Below are 15700 nucleotides of genomic sequence, written 5' to 3' on the forward strand. Positions count from 1 at the left end.
AATCGACACCATTCAATCAACACTACTCAACCGTAACGCTCTTAGCCAGGTTGCGAGGTTGATCGACATCCAAGCCGCGTCGCGCTGCAATGTGATAAGCCAGCAGTTGAAGTGGAATCACCGTCAGAATGGGAGACAGCACCTCATCCACATGGGGCACCGGAATCAACGTATCAAACGTGTCAGCCGCTTCTTGCTCATCCATCGGAGTCACCCCAATCAATCGAGCATCTCGCGCCCTGGCTTCTTGGGCATTAGAGAGAACCTTTTCGTAAACCGTTCCGGGCATCGCGATCGTCACCACGGGCACTTTGGCATCCAATAGAGCGATCGGGCCGTGTTTCATTTCACCCGCTGGATAGCCTTCGGCGTGGATGTAGCTGATTTCTTTGAGCTTGAGGGCCCCTTCGAGGGCGATCGGAAAGTTGATGCCTCGTCCCAAGAAAATAAAGTCTTGAGTCTCTGCAAAGTCGTGGGCTAACTGTTCGATGTAGCGCTCCTGGCTTTCGAGAACGATCTCCATCTGAGCAGGAAGCTGACGCAATCCGACGAGCAGGGTTTCCAGTTCTGCGGGTGATTTGGCTTGACGGCGATAGGTGAGATCCAATGCCAGCGCATAAAATGCCATCACTTGAGCCACGAATGTTTTAGTAGCCGCAACGCCGATCTCGATGCCTGCATGGGTGTCAATGATATTGGGGATCAAGTGACCCAGCGAACTTTCGGGACGGTTGGTGATGCCGAGTAGACGAGCTTCTAGACCCGAATCGGGAGCAAAGGTCGATCGCCGCTTCTTCTCCATTTCTAGCGCGGCTAAGGTGTCAGCAGTTTCGCCAGATTGGGTGACTCCGATCGTCAGGGTGTTGGGCACGATCGGGGCGGGCGCATAGCGACATTCTGAAGCGTAATGAACGGTTGTAGACACGCCAGCCAGTTGTTCGAGCAGATATTTCCCGACCAGTCCTGCGTGCCAGCTTGTGCCACAGGCGACGATTTGAATGTGTCCCAGGTTATCGAGCAAGCGATCGGCTAATCCCAGAGTGACGGGTGGTTTATTAATAGCGGCATCGGCGGCTGTCCAATCTCCATCAAAGTAGGCTTCTAGACAGGCTCTCACGACTCCCGGCTGCTCGTAGATTTCTTTGAGCATGAAGTGTTTGAAGCCCTGTTTCTCGACCATGACCGGGTTCCAGTTGAGCGTACGGGGATTTTTTTTGAGTCTGTGCCCGTCAAAGCTGTAGATCTCAACGCCGAGCGGAGTCATACGGGCGATTTCACCATTCTCAAGCGGCAAAACGGCACGGGTGTAAGGCACCAAAGCAGGCGTATCGGACGCGCAGTAAAATTCTCCTTGCCCAAATCCCAGAACGACGGGAGCCTGTTGACGGGCGACGATTAATTCGTCGGGATGGTCGGCAGAAATGACGGCGATCGCAAACGCCCCGTGCAGTTGATTCACCACTAGGCGGACGGCTTCGAGGAGCGAGGAGTGAGGAGCGAGGAGTGAGGAGTCCTGTTTAGAGAGGGCGAGTTGTTCGGCGATCAGGTGGGGAATGACTTCGGTGTCCGTGTCAGAGCGAAATTGGCAGCCTCGGCTTTTGAGATCTTCGCGCAGGTCTCGATAGTTTTCGATGATGCCGTTTTGGATGACTGCGATGCGCTGATCGGTATCCATGTGGGGGTGAGCGTTATATTCTTCGGGCTTGCCGTGGGTCGCCCATCGAGTGTGAGCGATGCCGATGCGAGCGGGGTTGTCTTCGCCAGCCAGTTTTTCTTCGAGATTAATCAGCTTGCCCTTGGCGCGGACACAGTGAATTTCACCCTCCAAAACGGTCGCAATCCCGGCAGAGTCATAGCCTCGATACTCTAGTTTGCGTAACCCTTCGAGCAAAATGCCGCTGGCTGCCTGGGTTCCGATGTAGCCGACAATTCCGCACATATGAGTTCACTCCTTAAAGAATCGGATCGTGACGTTCTCCGCTAATTTAGCCTGAGTTTGTGCAAGATACCAGACTGAAGGACAGATTATTTGCAATGGAGCTTCTAGCGGGTGGCTGCTTAAAGGAATTAGAAACATCCCACTCACTCTCAGCTTCTTTACACTTTTGTTTCACACATAGCTAACGATTAGTAAGTTTGATCATTTTGATCACTAGTCCAGGTTGAGGTGAGAACACAAAAATCTACTAAGGAATGAGACTTGAATAAAACCGACCCTTGTGTAGGGTGTGTTAGAACAGAGCGATCGCGCATAGCTCCACATCCTTAATGTAAAAATCCTAATGTAAAACTCAAAGTAATCATGAATAGATTTGTCATCTTATGGAGTTTAATTAGTCCTGGATGTGTGAGCCTGATCGCAAGTATGCTTTGGTTTTATCGACTGTCTTGGTATCCGGGATATCCTGATATTTGGATCTCGATCGCTGTCTATCTAGCTTATTGGCTCCCACTGGGACTACTACAAGGAGTCTTGTTATTCTGGAAATTTCGAGATCAGCAATTTGCATATCGATGGTTCTTGACAACCACTACAACTGGGGTTCTCGTGATGCTATCGCATGATCTCTCTCTAGCCTTGATGGGTGTTGATACGAGAGGGCAAGGCGCACTAATTCTAATCCTTAGCCTGCCGTGTTTAGCAGCTTTGGGTGGGCCAATCTTAGGATTAGCTCAGTTTTTGCTGATCCGAAATCGCTATCAAACCTATCTGAGACCAAATCACCTGACCAGCAATTGGTTTGCGAGAAGCTTTTTGTCATGGGCGATCGGTTTTACTGGAATTTTAATTGCAATGAGCACTGACATGCTGCCTGCGTTGCTTCTTTTAGTTGCGTTTGGCAGTGCCTTAAAAGGGTGGTTTATTCAAAAGCATTTAAGAGTGTAAATGCAACCTCGTGATTGACTGACAAAAGTTCTAAACCCCAATTTACTAGAGGTCAAGGCTGGCACGCCTAAAAGAACGAAGTCTGCCTCGTAGCTAGATTTATGCAGAGTTTTATTAATTCGCGAAGGCGGATTTTGTTCTTGTGGCGGCGGCTTGAACTGCCAAGCTGGGAAAACGCCAGTTTTGTAAGGCACTCTAAAGCTTTGAAAATGAGCCAAACTTCCGAAAATTCTTCCTTCTGATGTGAAGCATAACCTGAGTTCTCTACAGCAATTTGCGGGTTTAGGTATGGCATCTACACGTTTATGAAGTCGTTCACAGCAGTTCCAATTCGACAGTCAGTCTATGACTAAAGTTATCTCTTTAATGCACGCAGTTTTAATTATTGTAGGGTTGATAGCTGGAAGTGGAGGTATCTTGCGATCGCTCAGTCAGCAAAAAAGTCATCGTCAAGTTTTTAGAAACGCATTTAACAACCACTGGCAAGATGTGAGTGACTTACAGGTAGATAGTTCTGGAGTCTTTGAATTCAATACCGCTAACACAGTTATTCAATTTCGCAGCAGCAAAGAAATTCGTCTCAACCGCCCCGAACCAATGCAAACGCTCACGCCTGAACTGGCCTTAAAGATTTGGACTCCATCCCCCACTTGCCACAACTTTATTCGTCAGGGCGGCAACTTAAAAATTCTTTTTCGTCCTGTTAGCAGGAGTGATAAACCTAATGGACTGTTGTTTATAAATCGGCCCAATACCAACGAGTACTGCTACCAAAACTGGAACTTTAGTTAACTAAGGAAAATACAATGTCAGAGAGCATAAACAGGTTGCAGTATGAAGACGATGACTTTGACAATGAACCTAGCACAGTACAAATATTTGAGCGTAGCGTGCACCACAACATGAGTTTGCATGACTATGAGGCATGGATTGATTGGGCAGAGCGCAGCCTTAAAGCAGGCAGTTGGGTGAGAACTAAAGTTAAACTTCGGCGGAGAGAACTGCACTCGATCGAACTCGGTCAAAAGCTTCTCAAACGAATAATTCACGACTTGCAGGAGGTGGCAGACATCGAACAGAACATTCAAGAAGAGGGATCTAACCTAACACTTGTCTTAAAGCCCCGTATCTCCCAAAGTCTGCCGCGGGAATGATCTCTCTAAGGATCGTGGATTAAATAACTCCGAGATTTCACCCTCACCCTAGCCCTCTCCTCAAAGAGCTACCGGGTACACACAAGTCCGGAATCGCTTCGTTTCAATCGGCTTCAGCCCCCTAAATCCCCCAGTCTGGGGGACTTTGACAAAGGAAAGATTTCCAAAGTTCAAAGCCATGACGACAGCTCAAAGTCCCCCAATTTTGGGGGATTTAGGGGGCGAAGGGTCTCGGCAATGACGGATCAATCAACTTGTGTGTACACGGTAGCCCCAAAGAGAGGGAACCAGACTTTAGCCTCCTTTTTAGGAAGAAGGGTTGGCGAGGGCTTTGCCCCACTTTGTGAGGAGGGCGACCCGAGACTCTACAATTGTCGAAGTTATTTAATTCTCATTCCTAAGTCGCTTCTGCTCAAATCATTCTCTAATGCTAGAAATAAGGTGGCGGCTAGAAGATTTTAGGAGACTGCAATGCGCCTAGATGCTGGATGTGAGCTAGTTTATACGGCAAGTGCGCCAACCCCTCTGATTTTGATGTTGAGACCTCGCAGCGGGCTGAGTCAGTGGGTGTTTCGAGAAGACTATTTGTTAGAGCCGAGCGTTCTGATTACCGAGTACACCGATAGCTATGGCAACTTGTGTCAACGATTAGTCGCGCCACCCGGACGATTTCACATCCGCACCGTTTCGAGTGTTGAGACGGCAGATACGATCGACGTTGCCCCCGGCGCGCCCTATGTCCCGGCAGAGAATTTGCCCGATGAGGTGATTCGGTTTCTATTACCCAGTCGCTATTGTGAATCAGATAAGTTAGGCAGTTTGGCACTCAAAATTGTTGGAGATCAAACCCCTGGATATGATCAAGTAGAAGCGATTCGGCGGTGGATACAAGAGAATGTTGAATATCGCTATGGCACCAGTGATGCATCCACTTCAGCTAGTGAAACCGCAGAAAAACAAGTGGGGGTCTGTCGAGACTTTACCCATTTAGGAATGAGCCTTTGTCGCAGTTTGAATATTCCCGCTCGTATGGTGGTGGGCTATTTATATCAACTTGACCCAATGGATCTACACGCCTGGTTTGAAGCCTTTGTGGGCGATCGCTGGTACACCTTTGACGCAACCCAAAAAGAAGCACGGGGAAATCGCATTGCGATCGCTTATGGTCGAGATGCCGCAGATGTCGCACTGGCTACCCAGTTTGGAGCGATCGAGCTAAACGAGATGAAAGTTTGGGTGAGTGAATCTACTTCAAGTTAGACCCGTCTATTTAACCTTGGGGAGATGATTGTTTGTAGAGCTTAATGGTAAGAATAATCAGAACGCTATTTTTATTTCCTTAAGTGCCTTCCAGGAGAAGCTGAAAATGCATATTCCAGTCTCAACTTACAGGCTTCAGTTTACAGGTGCTTTTGGGTTTAACTCAGCCAGCCAGATTATTGAATATCTAGTCGAATTAGGGATTTCTGATCTTTATGCTTCGCCAATCTTTGCAGCCAATCAGGGCAGTACTCATGGATATGATGTCATTGACCCCAATCAGATCAATCCTGAACTAGGTACTGTCGAAGAATTTGAGGCGTTAGTTAATAGGGTTCAGTCTCATCAGTTGGGTTGGCTACAGGATATTGTCCCCAATCATATGGCCTATAGCAGTCACAATCGGCTGCTGATGGATGTTTTTGAGCATGGCTCTACTTCGGAATATTTTGAGTATTTTGATATTGCCTGGAATGCTCCTTTTGCAGATGATGGCGATCGCGTTCTCGCCCCACTGTTGGGAGATTTTTATGGAGATTGTTTAGAGCGAGGTGACCTTCAGCTTGAGTATGAACAGGGCAGTCTCAAGGTTGTCTATGGAAGTTTGAAGTTACCAATTCGGTTGGAGTCTTATCGTCATTTTATTCGACCTGATCTTGACAGCTTGACTCAAAAGTTAGGTAAAGAAAATGCATCTCTGATCAAGCTGATAGGAGTGCTTTATATCATTGAAAATGTCTCATCAGTCGCAGAACAACGCCAAGAACAAAGCAGTTTTGCTAAAGGAATTCTTTGGGAGTTATATCAAAGTGATTCAGACATCCAGGAGTTTTTGGATCGAAATCTTGAAGTTCTCAATGGTGAAAAAGGCAATTCTGAAAGCTTTGACGATTTAGACGAGTTACTTCACGAACAGTTTTTTCGACTTGCTTATTGGAAGACGGCCTCTGAGAGCATTAACTATCGAAGGTTTTTTGCGGTTAACGAACTCATTTCAGTTAAAGTAGAAAACCTGCAAACTTTTGAGAAGAGCCATGCTGCTATTAGTAAGTTAGTTCAAGAACAGAAGTTCACAGGTTTGAGAATCGATCACATTGATGGACTCTCTGATCCGGCTCAATATTTGGAGCGACTGAGGGAGAAGATGGGAGATGTCTACATTACGATCGAGAAGATCTTAGAACTCAAAGAAACCCTACCCGATTGGCAGATTCAAGGCACTTCTGGTTACGACTTCTTGAATTATGTAAACGGCATCTTTTGCAAACAAGATAATCAAGACGCGCTGACCAAAATCTATGCTGACATCGTAGGTTTAGAGTTTGATTATTCGCAACTGGTGCGTGAAAAGAAGCGACTCATTTTGGATAAAGATCTGCGGGGCGACTTAGCGAATCTTGCTCATCTGTTGAAGAACATTTCTAATCACTATCGCTTTAGCAACGATTTTACAATCTATGGATTAGAAACCGCGATCGCTGAGATTCTCATTCTCTTTCCCATTTACAGAACCTACGTCAATCAACAGGGAATTGGTGAGGTCGATCGCGCCTACATTCAAGATGTCATTCAAGGAGCGCGAACAAACCTTCCGCTGCTGGTTCATGAATTGAACTTTATTGAAAAACTCTTATTACTGAACTACGACAATTCACTCACGCCAGCCCAAAAAGAGCAGTGGCTTTACTTTGTAATGCGAATACAGCAATACACGGGGCCATTGATGGCAAAAGGCGTTGAGGACACCGTTTTATATGTCTACAACCGTCTGATTTCATTGAACGAAGTGGGTGGAAATCCCAGTCATTTTGGCGTTGCGATCGCTGACTTTCATACCTTCAATCAAGCGCATCAGGCAAGATGGATTCATACCATGAATGCAACTGCGACTCACGACACCAAGCGCGGAGAAGATATGCGAGCCAGAATTAATGTTCTCTCTGAGATTCCGGAGGAATGGGCGCAGCAGGTTAACGTCTGGATGACACTCAATCAGTCTCAAAAAACAAAGCTTGACGGATTAGAGATGCCCGATCGCAATGACGAATATTTCTTTTATCAAACGCTGGTAGGTGCCTTTCCTTTTGATCAAACTGGACAAACTGATTTAGTCGATCGCCTCAAAGAATATATTGTCAAAGCGATTCGAGAGGCAAAGGTTAATACCACCTGGTTAACCAATAATACTGAATACGAAACTGCCTTCACTCGTTTTGTAGAATCGGTTTTAGAGCCTTCTGAACAGAATGAGTTTCTACAAAAGTTCATTCCTTTTCAGCAAAAGGTGGCTGACTATGGAATCTTCAATTCTCTGTCACAAACTTTATTAAAGATTACGGCTCCTGGTGTTCCCGATTTTTATCAGGGTGTTGAACTTTGGGAATTGAGTTTAGTTGACCCAGATAACCGTCGTCCGGTGGATTTTGAGCAGCGACGATCGCTCTTAAAAGATCTCAAATCACGCGCCACAAAAGACCTTCCAGCCTTGCTTTCTGACCTACTCGATACTCGTCAAGATGGCAGAATTAAGTTATTTCTCACCTTCCAAGCACTACAAGCTAGAAAGGATTATTTAGAGCTTTTTCAACAAGGTGATTATTTGCCGTTGGAAGTGACAGGAAGATTCAAAGATCATGTTATTGCATTTGCTAGAAGGTTTGCAGATCGCTATGCAGTGACGATCGTGCCTCGCTTTTTGACGGATGTGACTGAGCCAGGAAAGCCCCCGATCGGGTCTGTTTGGCAAGATACTTATATTCAACTTCCCGCATCAACTAATTGGAAAGATGTTATTTCTGGACAGTCCTTAGAATCTGGAAAAAACATAGAAATTACACAAGTTCTACAACACTTCCCAGTTGCACTTTTGGTAAACGAAGACTGATTCTGGGTTAAAACGCCTTCTTAAGACTTCGCTCTTGTAGGCGCGGTTTGAACCGCCAGCCAAGCTAAAACGATCGCGCTTCAGACTCCAGTTTTGCTGTTTTAACGTGAATTCGATGGAGTTTTTCCGCTTCGTTATTGAGCGCTTCTGCCCCCCCACCCCCCAATTTTGGGGGACTTTCGGACAAGATTTCTCGTTCAAAGTCCCCCAAAATTGGGGGATTTAGGGGGCTGCTCGGATTTGTAACCGCAGCGAGAGATCTCATCGAATTCACGTTGTTTTAAGCGAGAACTTTCCAGGTTCAAACAGGAACGGACACGTCGTGAAGCGAAGCTACCGCACTTTACGCTGCAACGGTGATGTTCTCGATCGCGCTACTCGGAGTTTTCCTAAAAGTTTTGCTGGTTAGGATATAAAAGTACAGAGTAAGGTGTCAATTGTCCTATGTTAGACCCAGCATCTTTTACGGCAGCGGCGATCGCCAAGTTAGCCTTCGACGAATTTATCAAGTCTGGTGCGGGAGAACTTGCCAAAAAATCTTTGAGTGGTGCAATTGATCAAGTTAAACATCTGCGCGATCGCATTCAAGCTAAATTCAAGGGCAACGATCGGGCCATTACCGCTTTGAGTGAGGTTGAGCAACAGGGGACAGCGGCAGCGATCGAGAAAGCTGCGAAATATTTGGATCTTGAGATGACCGAAGATCCGGCATTTGCAACCGAAATTCAGCAACTCGCGCAACAGATCACGAACATTCAGAATCAGTCCAACTCCAGCCGCAAATATAACAACTACGGACGCGATCAAATCAATATCGAAACGATTCAAGGCGATCCTAAAATTGGCGGTTCATAGAATGGGACGACAATACGACAATCGAGGGCGCGATCAAATTAACTTCGAGACTGTTCAGGGGAATGTGATTCTTCCTGGAGATCGACGGGTGGAGCGATCGCGCAGTGAATCCATATTGCTCAGGGCAATGGCGGATGAGGTAACTTCTCGGTTGAGTCAATCGCTGCATAATGCGGTGCTGATCAATCTAGACAAGCAGATCCAACCCCAACAGGTGAGGAATCCGCTCAGTGCCGAAATCAAAATTGGCGCGTTGCCGAGTCAGCCGTTGCCACCGGGGACAGAAATTTTGGAGGTGTTTGAGCGAAGTGACATTTCAGGCAGACTTTTGATCTTGGGCGATCCAGGTGCGGGGAAAACGACGACGCTGCTGGATTTGGCAAAGGGATTGGTGGAGAGAGCGATCGCGGATTCTGCGGCTCCGATTCCGGTGATTTTTGCGCTGTCGGCGTGGAAAGACCCAAAACAGGAGATGAAAGACTGGCTGATTGCCGAACTCAAGTCAAAGTATGGGGTGCGAATCGACATCAGCAAAAAATGGATCGAAGACAAGCAGCTTTTACCGCTATTGGATGGATTGGATGAGGTGAAGCCAGAGCATCAAGCGTCTTGTGTGACTGCGATTAATCGATTGTTGCAGTCAGACGATCGCCCGTCGGATCTAATTGTCTGTAGTCGGCGGGAGGAATATGAAACCCATCAAACTCAACTGCAACTGAATGGCGCAATTTGTCTGCAAGACTTGACCACCGAGCAGATTCAGAATCATTTGAGGAAAGTGAATCAAGCTGAAGTCTGGCAACTGCTGCAAGATGATGCAGCCTTGTTGGAATTAGTCAGAAAACCGCTATTTTTGAGCATCACCATCCTGGCTTATCGAGCGATCTCATTAGAGCAATGGCAAAAGACGACCTCAACGGGGGTGCGTCTGGCGCTTTTGTTGGATGCCTATGTGATCCGAATGCTACACACCGACCTAGAAAGTAGCGCCTATCGAAAACGCAAACCTCCGACGGCTCAACAAACGCAACGATGGTTAACTTGTTTAGCGCGGCAGTTGCAAAAAGATTCAGAAACGGAGTTTTTGATTGAGAAGATGCAGCCTTTTTGGTTGCAGGGCAAGCGTCAGAAATGGGCTTATCGGCTGAGTGTTGGGCTGATTTTTGGGCTGATTTTTGGGCTGAGTGGTGGGCTGAGTGTTGGGCTGATTTTTGGGCTGGAGAATATTAAAACTGTAGAAACTATTGCATGGTCTTGGAAGAAAGTAGCTAGGGAGCTGATTTTCTGGCTGATTTTTGGGCTGATTTTTGGGCTGATTTTTGGGCTGATTTTTGGGCTGAGTGGTGGGGTGAGTATTGGGGTGAATGTTGGGGTGAATGTTGGGCTGATTTTTGGGCTGATTTTTGGGCTGAGTGGTGGGCTGATAGGTGGGCTGTCTCCTGGATTAGAAATCGAGAATAAGCAATTTCCAAATCAAGGAGTTTTCCGATCAGCAATAAACTTTGTGATTTTTGGGCTGATTTTTGGGCTGATTTTTGGACTAGGTGTTGGGCTGATTTTTGGACTAGGTGTTGGGCTGATTTTTGGACTAGGTGTTGGGCTGATTTTTGGACTAAGTGCTAGTGGAAAAGTCTGCATTCAACATCTTGTCCTCCGCCTTGTCCTCTACCGCAACAACCGCATCCCCTGGAACTATGCCCGCTTTCTCAACTACGCCACAGAACGCCTCTTCCTTCAGCGAGTCGGCGGTCGCTATCGGTTTATTCACAAGCTCTTGCAAGAACACTTTGCGGGGATGAGGGATGAGTAGAATGGAGCTATTGACTTTGAAGGATTGATTATGGCTACTGTCGAATTTCAAGCCAGAGTTGAGAATGGGGTGATTGTCGTTCCTGAAGAATACAAGCAAGACTTAAGCGAGGGAAGCACTATCAAAGTCACCGTAACAAAGCAGCCCAAAAAACGCATTTCAGAAGATGGAATCCTTGCAGAACTGATGCGTCATCCCATTTCAGTGCCCGGAGTTCGATCGATCAGCCGTGAAGAAATGCACGATCGAACTTCATGACCCGATCGCCTTGCTTCATTGACTCAAACGTTTGGCTTTACAGCCTCATGACTGACCCAAATTCCACCGATCTAGAGAACGATCGAAACCATTCTCTTGCGACTCAACTAATCTACTCAGTCGATTTAGTGATTAGTACTCAAGTCATTAACGAAGTTTGCTCAGTCTTAATCAGGAAGGCTGCCTTTACAGAAACTCAAATTCAGCAAGTGATTCACGAACTCTATGACAGTTGCACCGTAGTCGAACTGAACGCAGAAATCCTGCTAAACGCATCAAATTTACGGGTTCAGTATGGCTTCTCGTTCTGGGATGTTTTAGCCATCAGACGCATAGCCCTCTGGCAAAATTGTTCTGCCCACACGGGCACCACTCAAATCGATATTCGACGGTGTAGCATTTGTTAAAGCGGCCCATCGCAGATCGGCAGAGTCAAACTTTGCGCCTGTTAAGTTTGCATTCAACAAGAGTGCGCCCCTCAAATCAGCACCCGTCAAATCAGCATGACTCAAGTTTGCATAACAAAGGTCTGCCCCATGTAGATTGGCTCGACGCAAATTAGCTCCCTCTAGACACGATCGACTTAGATTACTGTGTGACAGATCAACCCCAGCAAAGTCCACCCCACTCAGTCTTGCTTTAGAAAAGTCCGATCGACTCAAGTCTCTTTTACCTACTGCACAGTCTTGAATAAGCTCGTTTAAGTTCATATCTACTCACCACACACTAAGATAGTAGCCTGCACGGGTTATAGGATTGCCGTCATTCAACCGTCAGGTCAGCAGTTACGATTGTTTAGACCCAGTTGTTCTTAACTAAACTAACCCCTGTCCTTCCAGAACGCCTCTACCTCAAAAGAGGGATACTACTAGTTCAAAAGATGATATTCGATTAAGTAGCTGTGTAGTTTAAACATCCATTGCTCTTGATATCTCCGTACAATAGACCCGCTAAGACACTGAGGGATAGCGAACTGTCAACACAGTAGAATCCGCTTCAGCCAGCCAGGAATGAGCAACCCCCGGCAACCACAAAACATAAGCCCCCGGCACCGACAGCAAAACCTCTTGATCTGGAAATAGCACCCAAAACTTTCCACAAATCAGGATAGAAATCGTAGTGACTTTAGCAGCAGGTGCCCACTGCGATCGCCCCTCTCCAGCGAGATGCACCCCCCACTTCACCTCTAAAGCAGTCGTCGATCGCGGGTCGGCCGATTCTATAAAGTGACCAACAAACCAACCACGATGCTTTTCGCCCTCTGTATGAGCATTACCAACAATAATTTTGGGCTGCATAGATCACGCCTTCTCAACCCCAAAATCTTAGCGACAAATTCAATCAACACAACAACGACTCATCATTAGCCCATCACTAGCCCATCACTAACCATTGAATTCTCACAACTCAAATAGGATTGCTATATTCGTTTGTGATCGACTGGGATTAGGATCACGGTTCTAATGACCTGAGTTAGATTCAGAAGTGCGATTTGATAAAACTAGATGCTTGCGAAGTTTCGTCACGGCGGCGATCGCTCGTTGATGTTTCTCTGGTTCTCCTTGAGCCGAAAACAGCCACGCAGCTTCCTTAAAGTCTCGAATTGCACCAGTTTTGTCACCCAGTTTGCTCCGGGCAACCCCCCGATGAAAGTGGGCAACCGCATTTTGGGCATCCCGTTGAATTAATGCATTAAACTCCTCAACTGCTTTTAAGTTGTTGCCCAGTTTGAGATTGGCCAAACCGCGTTGCAAGTAAGCGATCGTACAGTTTGCATTTACCTGAATTGCATAGCCAAAATCTTCGATCGCGCCCCCACAATCGCCTGCTTCTAACCGGATCACGCCGCGATTACAGTAGGCAATATCATTGCGAGGATTGCTTAACAACGCCCGATTTAGGTCAGCGATCGCGCCTTCTTTGTGGCCCAACTCATAGCGAGTCAGTGCTCGATTGTTATAAGCCGCCGAATGGTCAGGATCAATGCGAATGACTTCACTGTAGTCGGCGATCGCGCCCTGCTTGTCTCCCAACTCATGACGGGTCAGCGCTCGATTGTAGTAAGCCGCCCCATCGTCCGCATTCAGATCAGGATGGTCAAAGCGATCGATCAGTCCGTTAATCACGTTAGCATTGGTCGTTCGCAGTCCAACCGCCACTTCTGGAAAAGGCTTGCAGGCGGTTGCTACAGGATGAATCCCCAAGATTCCATAGGTTTCACGGGTCGAAACACACACCAAAAAGTTTTCATCTGTGCCCAACACCTTAAAGCGAAACTGGTTAGGATAGCTGCGCTTGAGTTGAGTAAACTGACTGAGAATAGGCTGCAAAAAGTTTTTGTCTACTGACCGAGCCTCCTGAATCAGCCGAGACTGCGACGAGTCGGACAACTGCCCCAAATGTCCCCAACCAAGGTCTAGACTGCCGCCACGATCGAGCAGTTCTCGAAACTTAGCGATCAGAGCCGCGTCAAGCAAAGCACGATCGGGGCAAGGAAACACCACAATCAGCCGCGAGGGTGCAGTCTCTAGGGCAGCTTCCAACAGGGCGCGACTGTCAGAAAGACCCGCGATCGGACGGTGCGATCGAGATGCTTTGAGATTGAAAACTAATTCATGTTCAGGTCGTTCGCGCTGCACTTCACCAGACGCTTTCAACTCCGAAAGGTTGGTTTCTGTCCATTCCAGTCGGGTTGTCAAATATCTGATCTGACTTTGCAAAGCGCTGGAGTCGAGAATTTGAGGCAGACGATTGATCCAGGCACCGAGATCTTTTTGTTGGCGATCGAGTTGAGCAACCTGCTGCACACTTGCAAACTGCTGTTGAAGTTTTCCGAGATGTAGCGTAACGATCGCCTGCATTTCGGTTTGAATTTGGGCGCGATCGAGGGCGTTGGGCAGATGATTGAGGCGGTGTTCGAGGGCGGCGATCGTGCTTCTCATTTCATCAAACACGGCCTGCTCTGGCACTCTCACAATCCTCGACAGTGGCTCCCCGTTTTCTGCTTTAAAGCTCACCCACGAAGCCAGCGTATCTACTTGCTTTCTGAGAATGTTGTTGACTGACTTCATCGGCACGACGGACTGTTCGAGCGTCTGATTTTGCTGACGAATCTTCTCGACTTCGGCCATGAGCCGCGCCAATTCTCGCCGAGAAACCAGGTCACCGACGACTTTGACCAATCCATCTACATCTTGTCTGAGACTGCTGGCATCAAAGGGCTGGGGCAAATTATTGATGCGGCGATTGATCTGATTGATTTGATCCTGGACGGCTCTAGGGACGGCGGTTTGAGCTTTGGGCAGGTGGTTGAGTTGGGTTTGCAGGTGGTCAAGTTGAGTTTTGAGGTGAGCGATCGTCGCTTCTGCACTTTCGACTCGATTGTTGGTTGCGAGACGGTTGAGGCTATTGGATAGGGAAGTGACCGATTCGTTGAGCTGATTGTGGCGACTCCGCAAATCAGAAATTTCTTGCCGCATCTTGCCCAGATCGTGCATTTCGAGGGGGGCGATCCGGTGGGATAAGTTTTGTTGGAGTTGAGCGATCGTGCCGTCGTTGTGTTGAAGTACGGTCTTTCTCAAGCTGGCGAGATCTTGAAAGCTGGGTAAGGTTTGCACCTGTTGGTCGATCGCTTTCAAATCTTCTGCAACGCGCTGATCGAGCTGTTGAATGCTGGCATTGGCATTGTCTTGCACTTCTTGAGTCAGACGGCGACGATTGACCAGATTGAGCAGCAGCAAAAAAGACATTGGGGCGGCTGTAAACGCAATTTGCTGAGACGCGATCGCCGCCAATGAGCCAACGCCCGACCCCGCCCAGAGCAAATATTCTGAAACATCCAGCCATTTTGCATTTTTCATCGCCGCCCCTGATGGTTGAGAGTATGTCGCTGAGTAGTTATTTATACGTAGACTACTGAGATTGCTACTCCCTACTACAGGAGCGATCGACCCAAATCAGGAAAGCCAGCATTTTGAGTGAATCGCAATTCGATAAAATTCTTCACTACGGTTGTTTTCACTACGGTTGTCAAGGAGGACGTTGCTGAATCATGGGATGAATTGCCCCAATGCGAAGGGGAACCAAATGTTCAAAGTCCCCCAGAATGGGGGATTTAGGGGGGCGAAAAGCTTGACGCTTCTCACAGATTCATCCCTCCAATCAGCAATGCCTCAAGGAGATGGTGTCGTATCGACGGGCGATTCATTTGCAGGTTTTGCGCTATCGTCGGCTGTTGTTGTCGAATGTGCCTTATGAGGCGTTTTTGAAGATTAATTGATAAAGAGGTTTTGAATGCTGGTGTTGGTGGTGTATGACATTGCGGACGATCGACGACGACAAAAGCTGGCGACGTTTTTGGAGGGGTATGGGCGGCGGGTGCAGGAGAGTGTGTTTGAGTGTTTTTTGAATTTGGATGAGATGAAGGGGTTGCATGAGAAGGTGAGGGGTCGGGTAAAGCCGGAGGATAATGTGCGGTTTTATTGGGTTCCCAAGGAGGCGGTGTCGAGGGCGTTGACGCTAGGAAGCCCACCACCAGAGCCGCCGCCAGAGGTTTATATTGTCTAGGGCGGCGATTTAGGTTAGGATGTCGC

Annotated in this window: 15 protein-coding genes; 10 read left to right on the top strand and 5 right to left on the bottom strand. The window is 47.5% G+C overall.

Going from position 1 to position 15700, the window contains the following annotated elements; translation table 11 throughout:
• Positions 1 to 22 precede the first annotated feature (22 nt).
• Positions 23 to 1939 carry a glutamine--fructose-6-phosphate transaminase (isomerizing) gene (gene glmS, locus ACKFKH_RS04420; protein ID WP_446857026.1) on the bottom strand — a complete coding sequence of 639 codons (1917 nt, stop codon included), beginning with the start codon at positions 1937 to 1939 and terminating at the stop codon, positions 23 to 25.
• Positions 1940 to 2302: 363 nt separating this feature from the next.
• On the opposite strand from glmS, the gene ACKFKH_RS04425 reads away from it, so the two are divergent.
• From ACKFKH_RS04425 to treY, 5 genes are all read left to right on the top strand, one after another.
• On the top strand, positions 2303 to 2887 hold the full coding sequence (locus tag ACKFKH_RS04425) for a hypothetical protein (RefSeq protein ID WP_446857027.1): 585 nt from the start codon (positions 2303 to 2305) through the stop codon (positions 2885 to 2887).
• Between the two features lie 345 nt (positions 2888 to 3232).
• Complete coding sequence (locus ACKFKH_RS04430) at positions 3233 to 3679, top strand: hypothetical protein (RefSeq protein WP_446857028.1); 447 nt, start codon at positions 3233 to 3235, stop codon at positions 3677 to 3679.
• A 14-nt stretch (positions 3680 to 3693) separates the two neighbouring features.
• Positions 3694 to 4041 (top strand): hypothetical protein, encoded by a 348-nt coding sequence (locus ACKFKH_RS04435; RefSeq protein ID WP_446857029.1) that lies wholly within the window; start codon positions 3694 to 3696, stop codon positions 4039 to 4041.
• A gap of 471 nt (positions 4042 to 4512) precedes the next feature.
• Complete coding sequence (locus ACKFKH_RS04440; protein ID WP_446857030.1) at positions 4513 to 5301, top strand: transglutaminase domain-containing protein; 789 nt, start codon at positions 4513 to 4515, stop codon at positions 5299 to 5301.
• A 106-nt stretch (positions 5302 to 5407) separates the two neighbouring features.
• On the top strand, positions 5408 to 8185 hold the full coding sequence (gene treY / locus ACKFKH_RS04445) for a malto-oligosyltrehalose synthase (protein ID WP_446857031.1): 2778 nt from the start codon (positions 5408 to 5410) through the stop codon (positions 8183 to 8185).
• 64 nt (positions 8186 to 8249) lie between these two features.
• Here the strand turns inward: treY and ACKFKH_RS04450 are convergent, their stop codons facing one another.
• Positions 8250 to 8450, bottom strand: a complete 201-nt coding sequence (locus tag ACKFKH_RS04450; RefSeq protein WP_446857032.1) for a hypothetical protein — start codon at positions 8448 to 8450, stop codon at positions 8250 to 8252.
• 179 nt (positions 8451 to 8629) lie between these two features.
• Between ACKFKH_RS04450 and ACKFKH_RS04455 the strand changes: the two genes are divergently transcribed.
• The 4 genes from ACKFKH_RS04455 to ACKFKH_RS04470 are packed head-to-tail and all read left to right on the top strand — an operon-like array spanning position 8630 to position 11515.
• On the top strand, positions 8630 to 9040 hold the full coding sequence (locus ACKFKH_RS04455) for a hypothetical protein (RefSeq protein WP_446857033.1): 411 nt from the start codon (positions 8630 to 8632) through the stop codon (positions 9038 to 9040).
• 1 nt (position 9041) lies between these two features.
• Positions 9042 to 10850 carry an NACHT domain-containing protein gene (locus ACKFKH_RS04460; RefSeq protein WP_446857034.1) on the top strand — a complete coding sequence of 603 codons (1809 nt, stop codon included), beginning with the start codon at positions 9042 to 9044 and terminating at the stop codon, positions 10848 to 10850.
• Positions 10851 to 10880: 30 nt separating this feature from the next.
• Positions 10881 to 11108, top strand: coding sequence for a hypothetical protein (locus tag ACKFKH_RS04465; RefSeq protein ID WP_446857035.1), 228 nt, complete (start codon positions 10881 to 10883; stop codon positions 11106 to 11108).
• A 47-nt stretch (positions 11109 to 11155) separates the two neighbouring features.
• On the top strand, positions 11156 to 11515 hold the full coding sequence (locus ACKFKH_RS04470; protein ID WP_446857036.1) for a hypothetical protein: 360 nt from the start codon (positions 11156 to 11158) through the stop codon (positions 11513 to 11515).
• Here the strand turns inward: ACKFKH_RS04470 and ACKFKH_RS04475 are convergent.
• From ACKFKH_RS04475 to ACKFKH_RS04485, 3 genes are all read right to left on the bottom strand, one after another.
• The gene (locus ACKFKH_RS04475) at positions 11426 to 11818 is read right to left on the bottom strand and encodes a pentapeptide repeat-containing protein (protein ID WP_446857037.1); all 393 of its coding nucleotides are present in this window, start codon (positions 11816 to 11818) and stop codon (positions 11426 to 11428) included. The genes ACKFKH_RS04470 and ACKFKH_RS04475 overlap by 90 nt on opposite strands.
• A 240-nt stretch (positions 11819 to 12058) precedes the next feature.
• Positions 12059 to 12406 carry a hypothetical protein gene (locus tag ACKFKH_RS04480; RefSeq protein ID WP_446857038.1) on the bottom strand — a complete coding sequence of 116 codons (348 nt, stop codon included), beginning with the start codon at positions 12404 to 12406 and terminating at the stop codon, positions 12059 to 12061.
• A 162-nt stretch (positions 12407 to 12568) separates the two neighbouring features.
• The gene (locus ACKFKH_RS04485; protein WP_446857039.1) at positions 12569 to 14968 is read right to left on the bottom strand and encodes a tetratricopeptide repeat protein; all 2400 of its coding nucleotides are present in this window, start codon (positions 14966 to 14968) and stop codon (positions 12569 to 12571) included.
• Between the two features lie 433 nt (positions 14969 to 15401).
• Between ACKFKH_RS04485 and cas2 the strand changes: the two genes are divergently transcribed.
• Positions 15402 to 15674 carry a CRISPR-associated endonuclease Cas2 gene (gene cas2 / locus ACKFKH_RS04490; protein WP_446857040.1) on the top strand — a complete coding sequence of 91 codons (273 nt, stop codon included), beginning with the start codon at positions 15402 to 15404 and terminating at the stop codon, positions 15672 to 15674.
• The last annotated feature ends 26 nt before the right edge of the window (positions 15675 to 15700 follow it).

The organism is Phormidesmis sp. 146-20 (assembly GCF_052939475.1).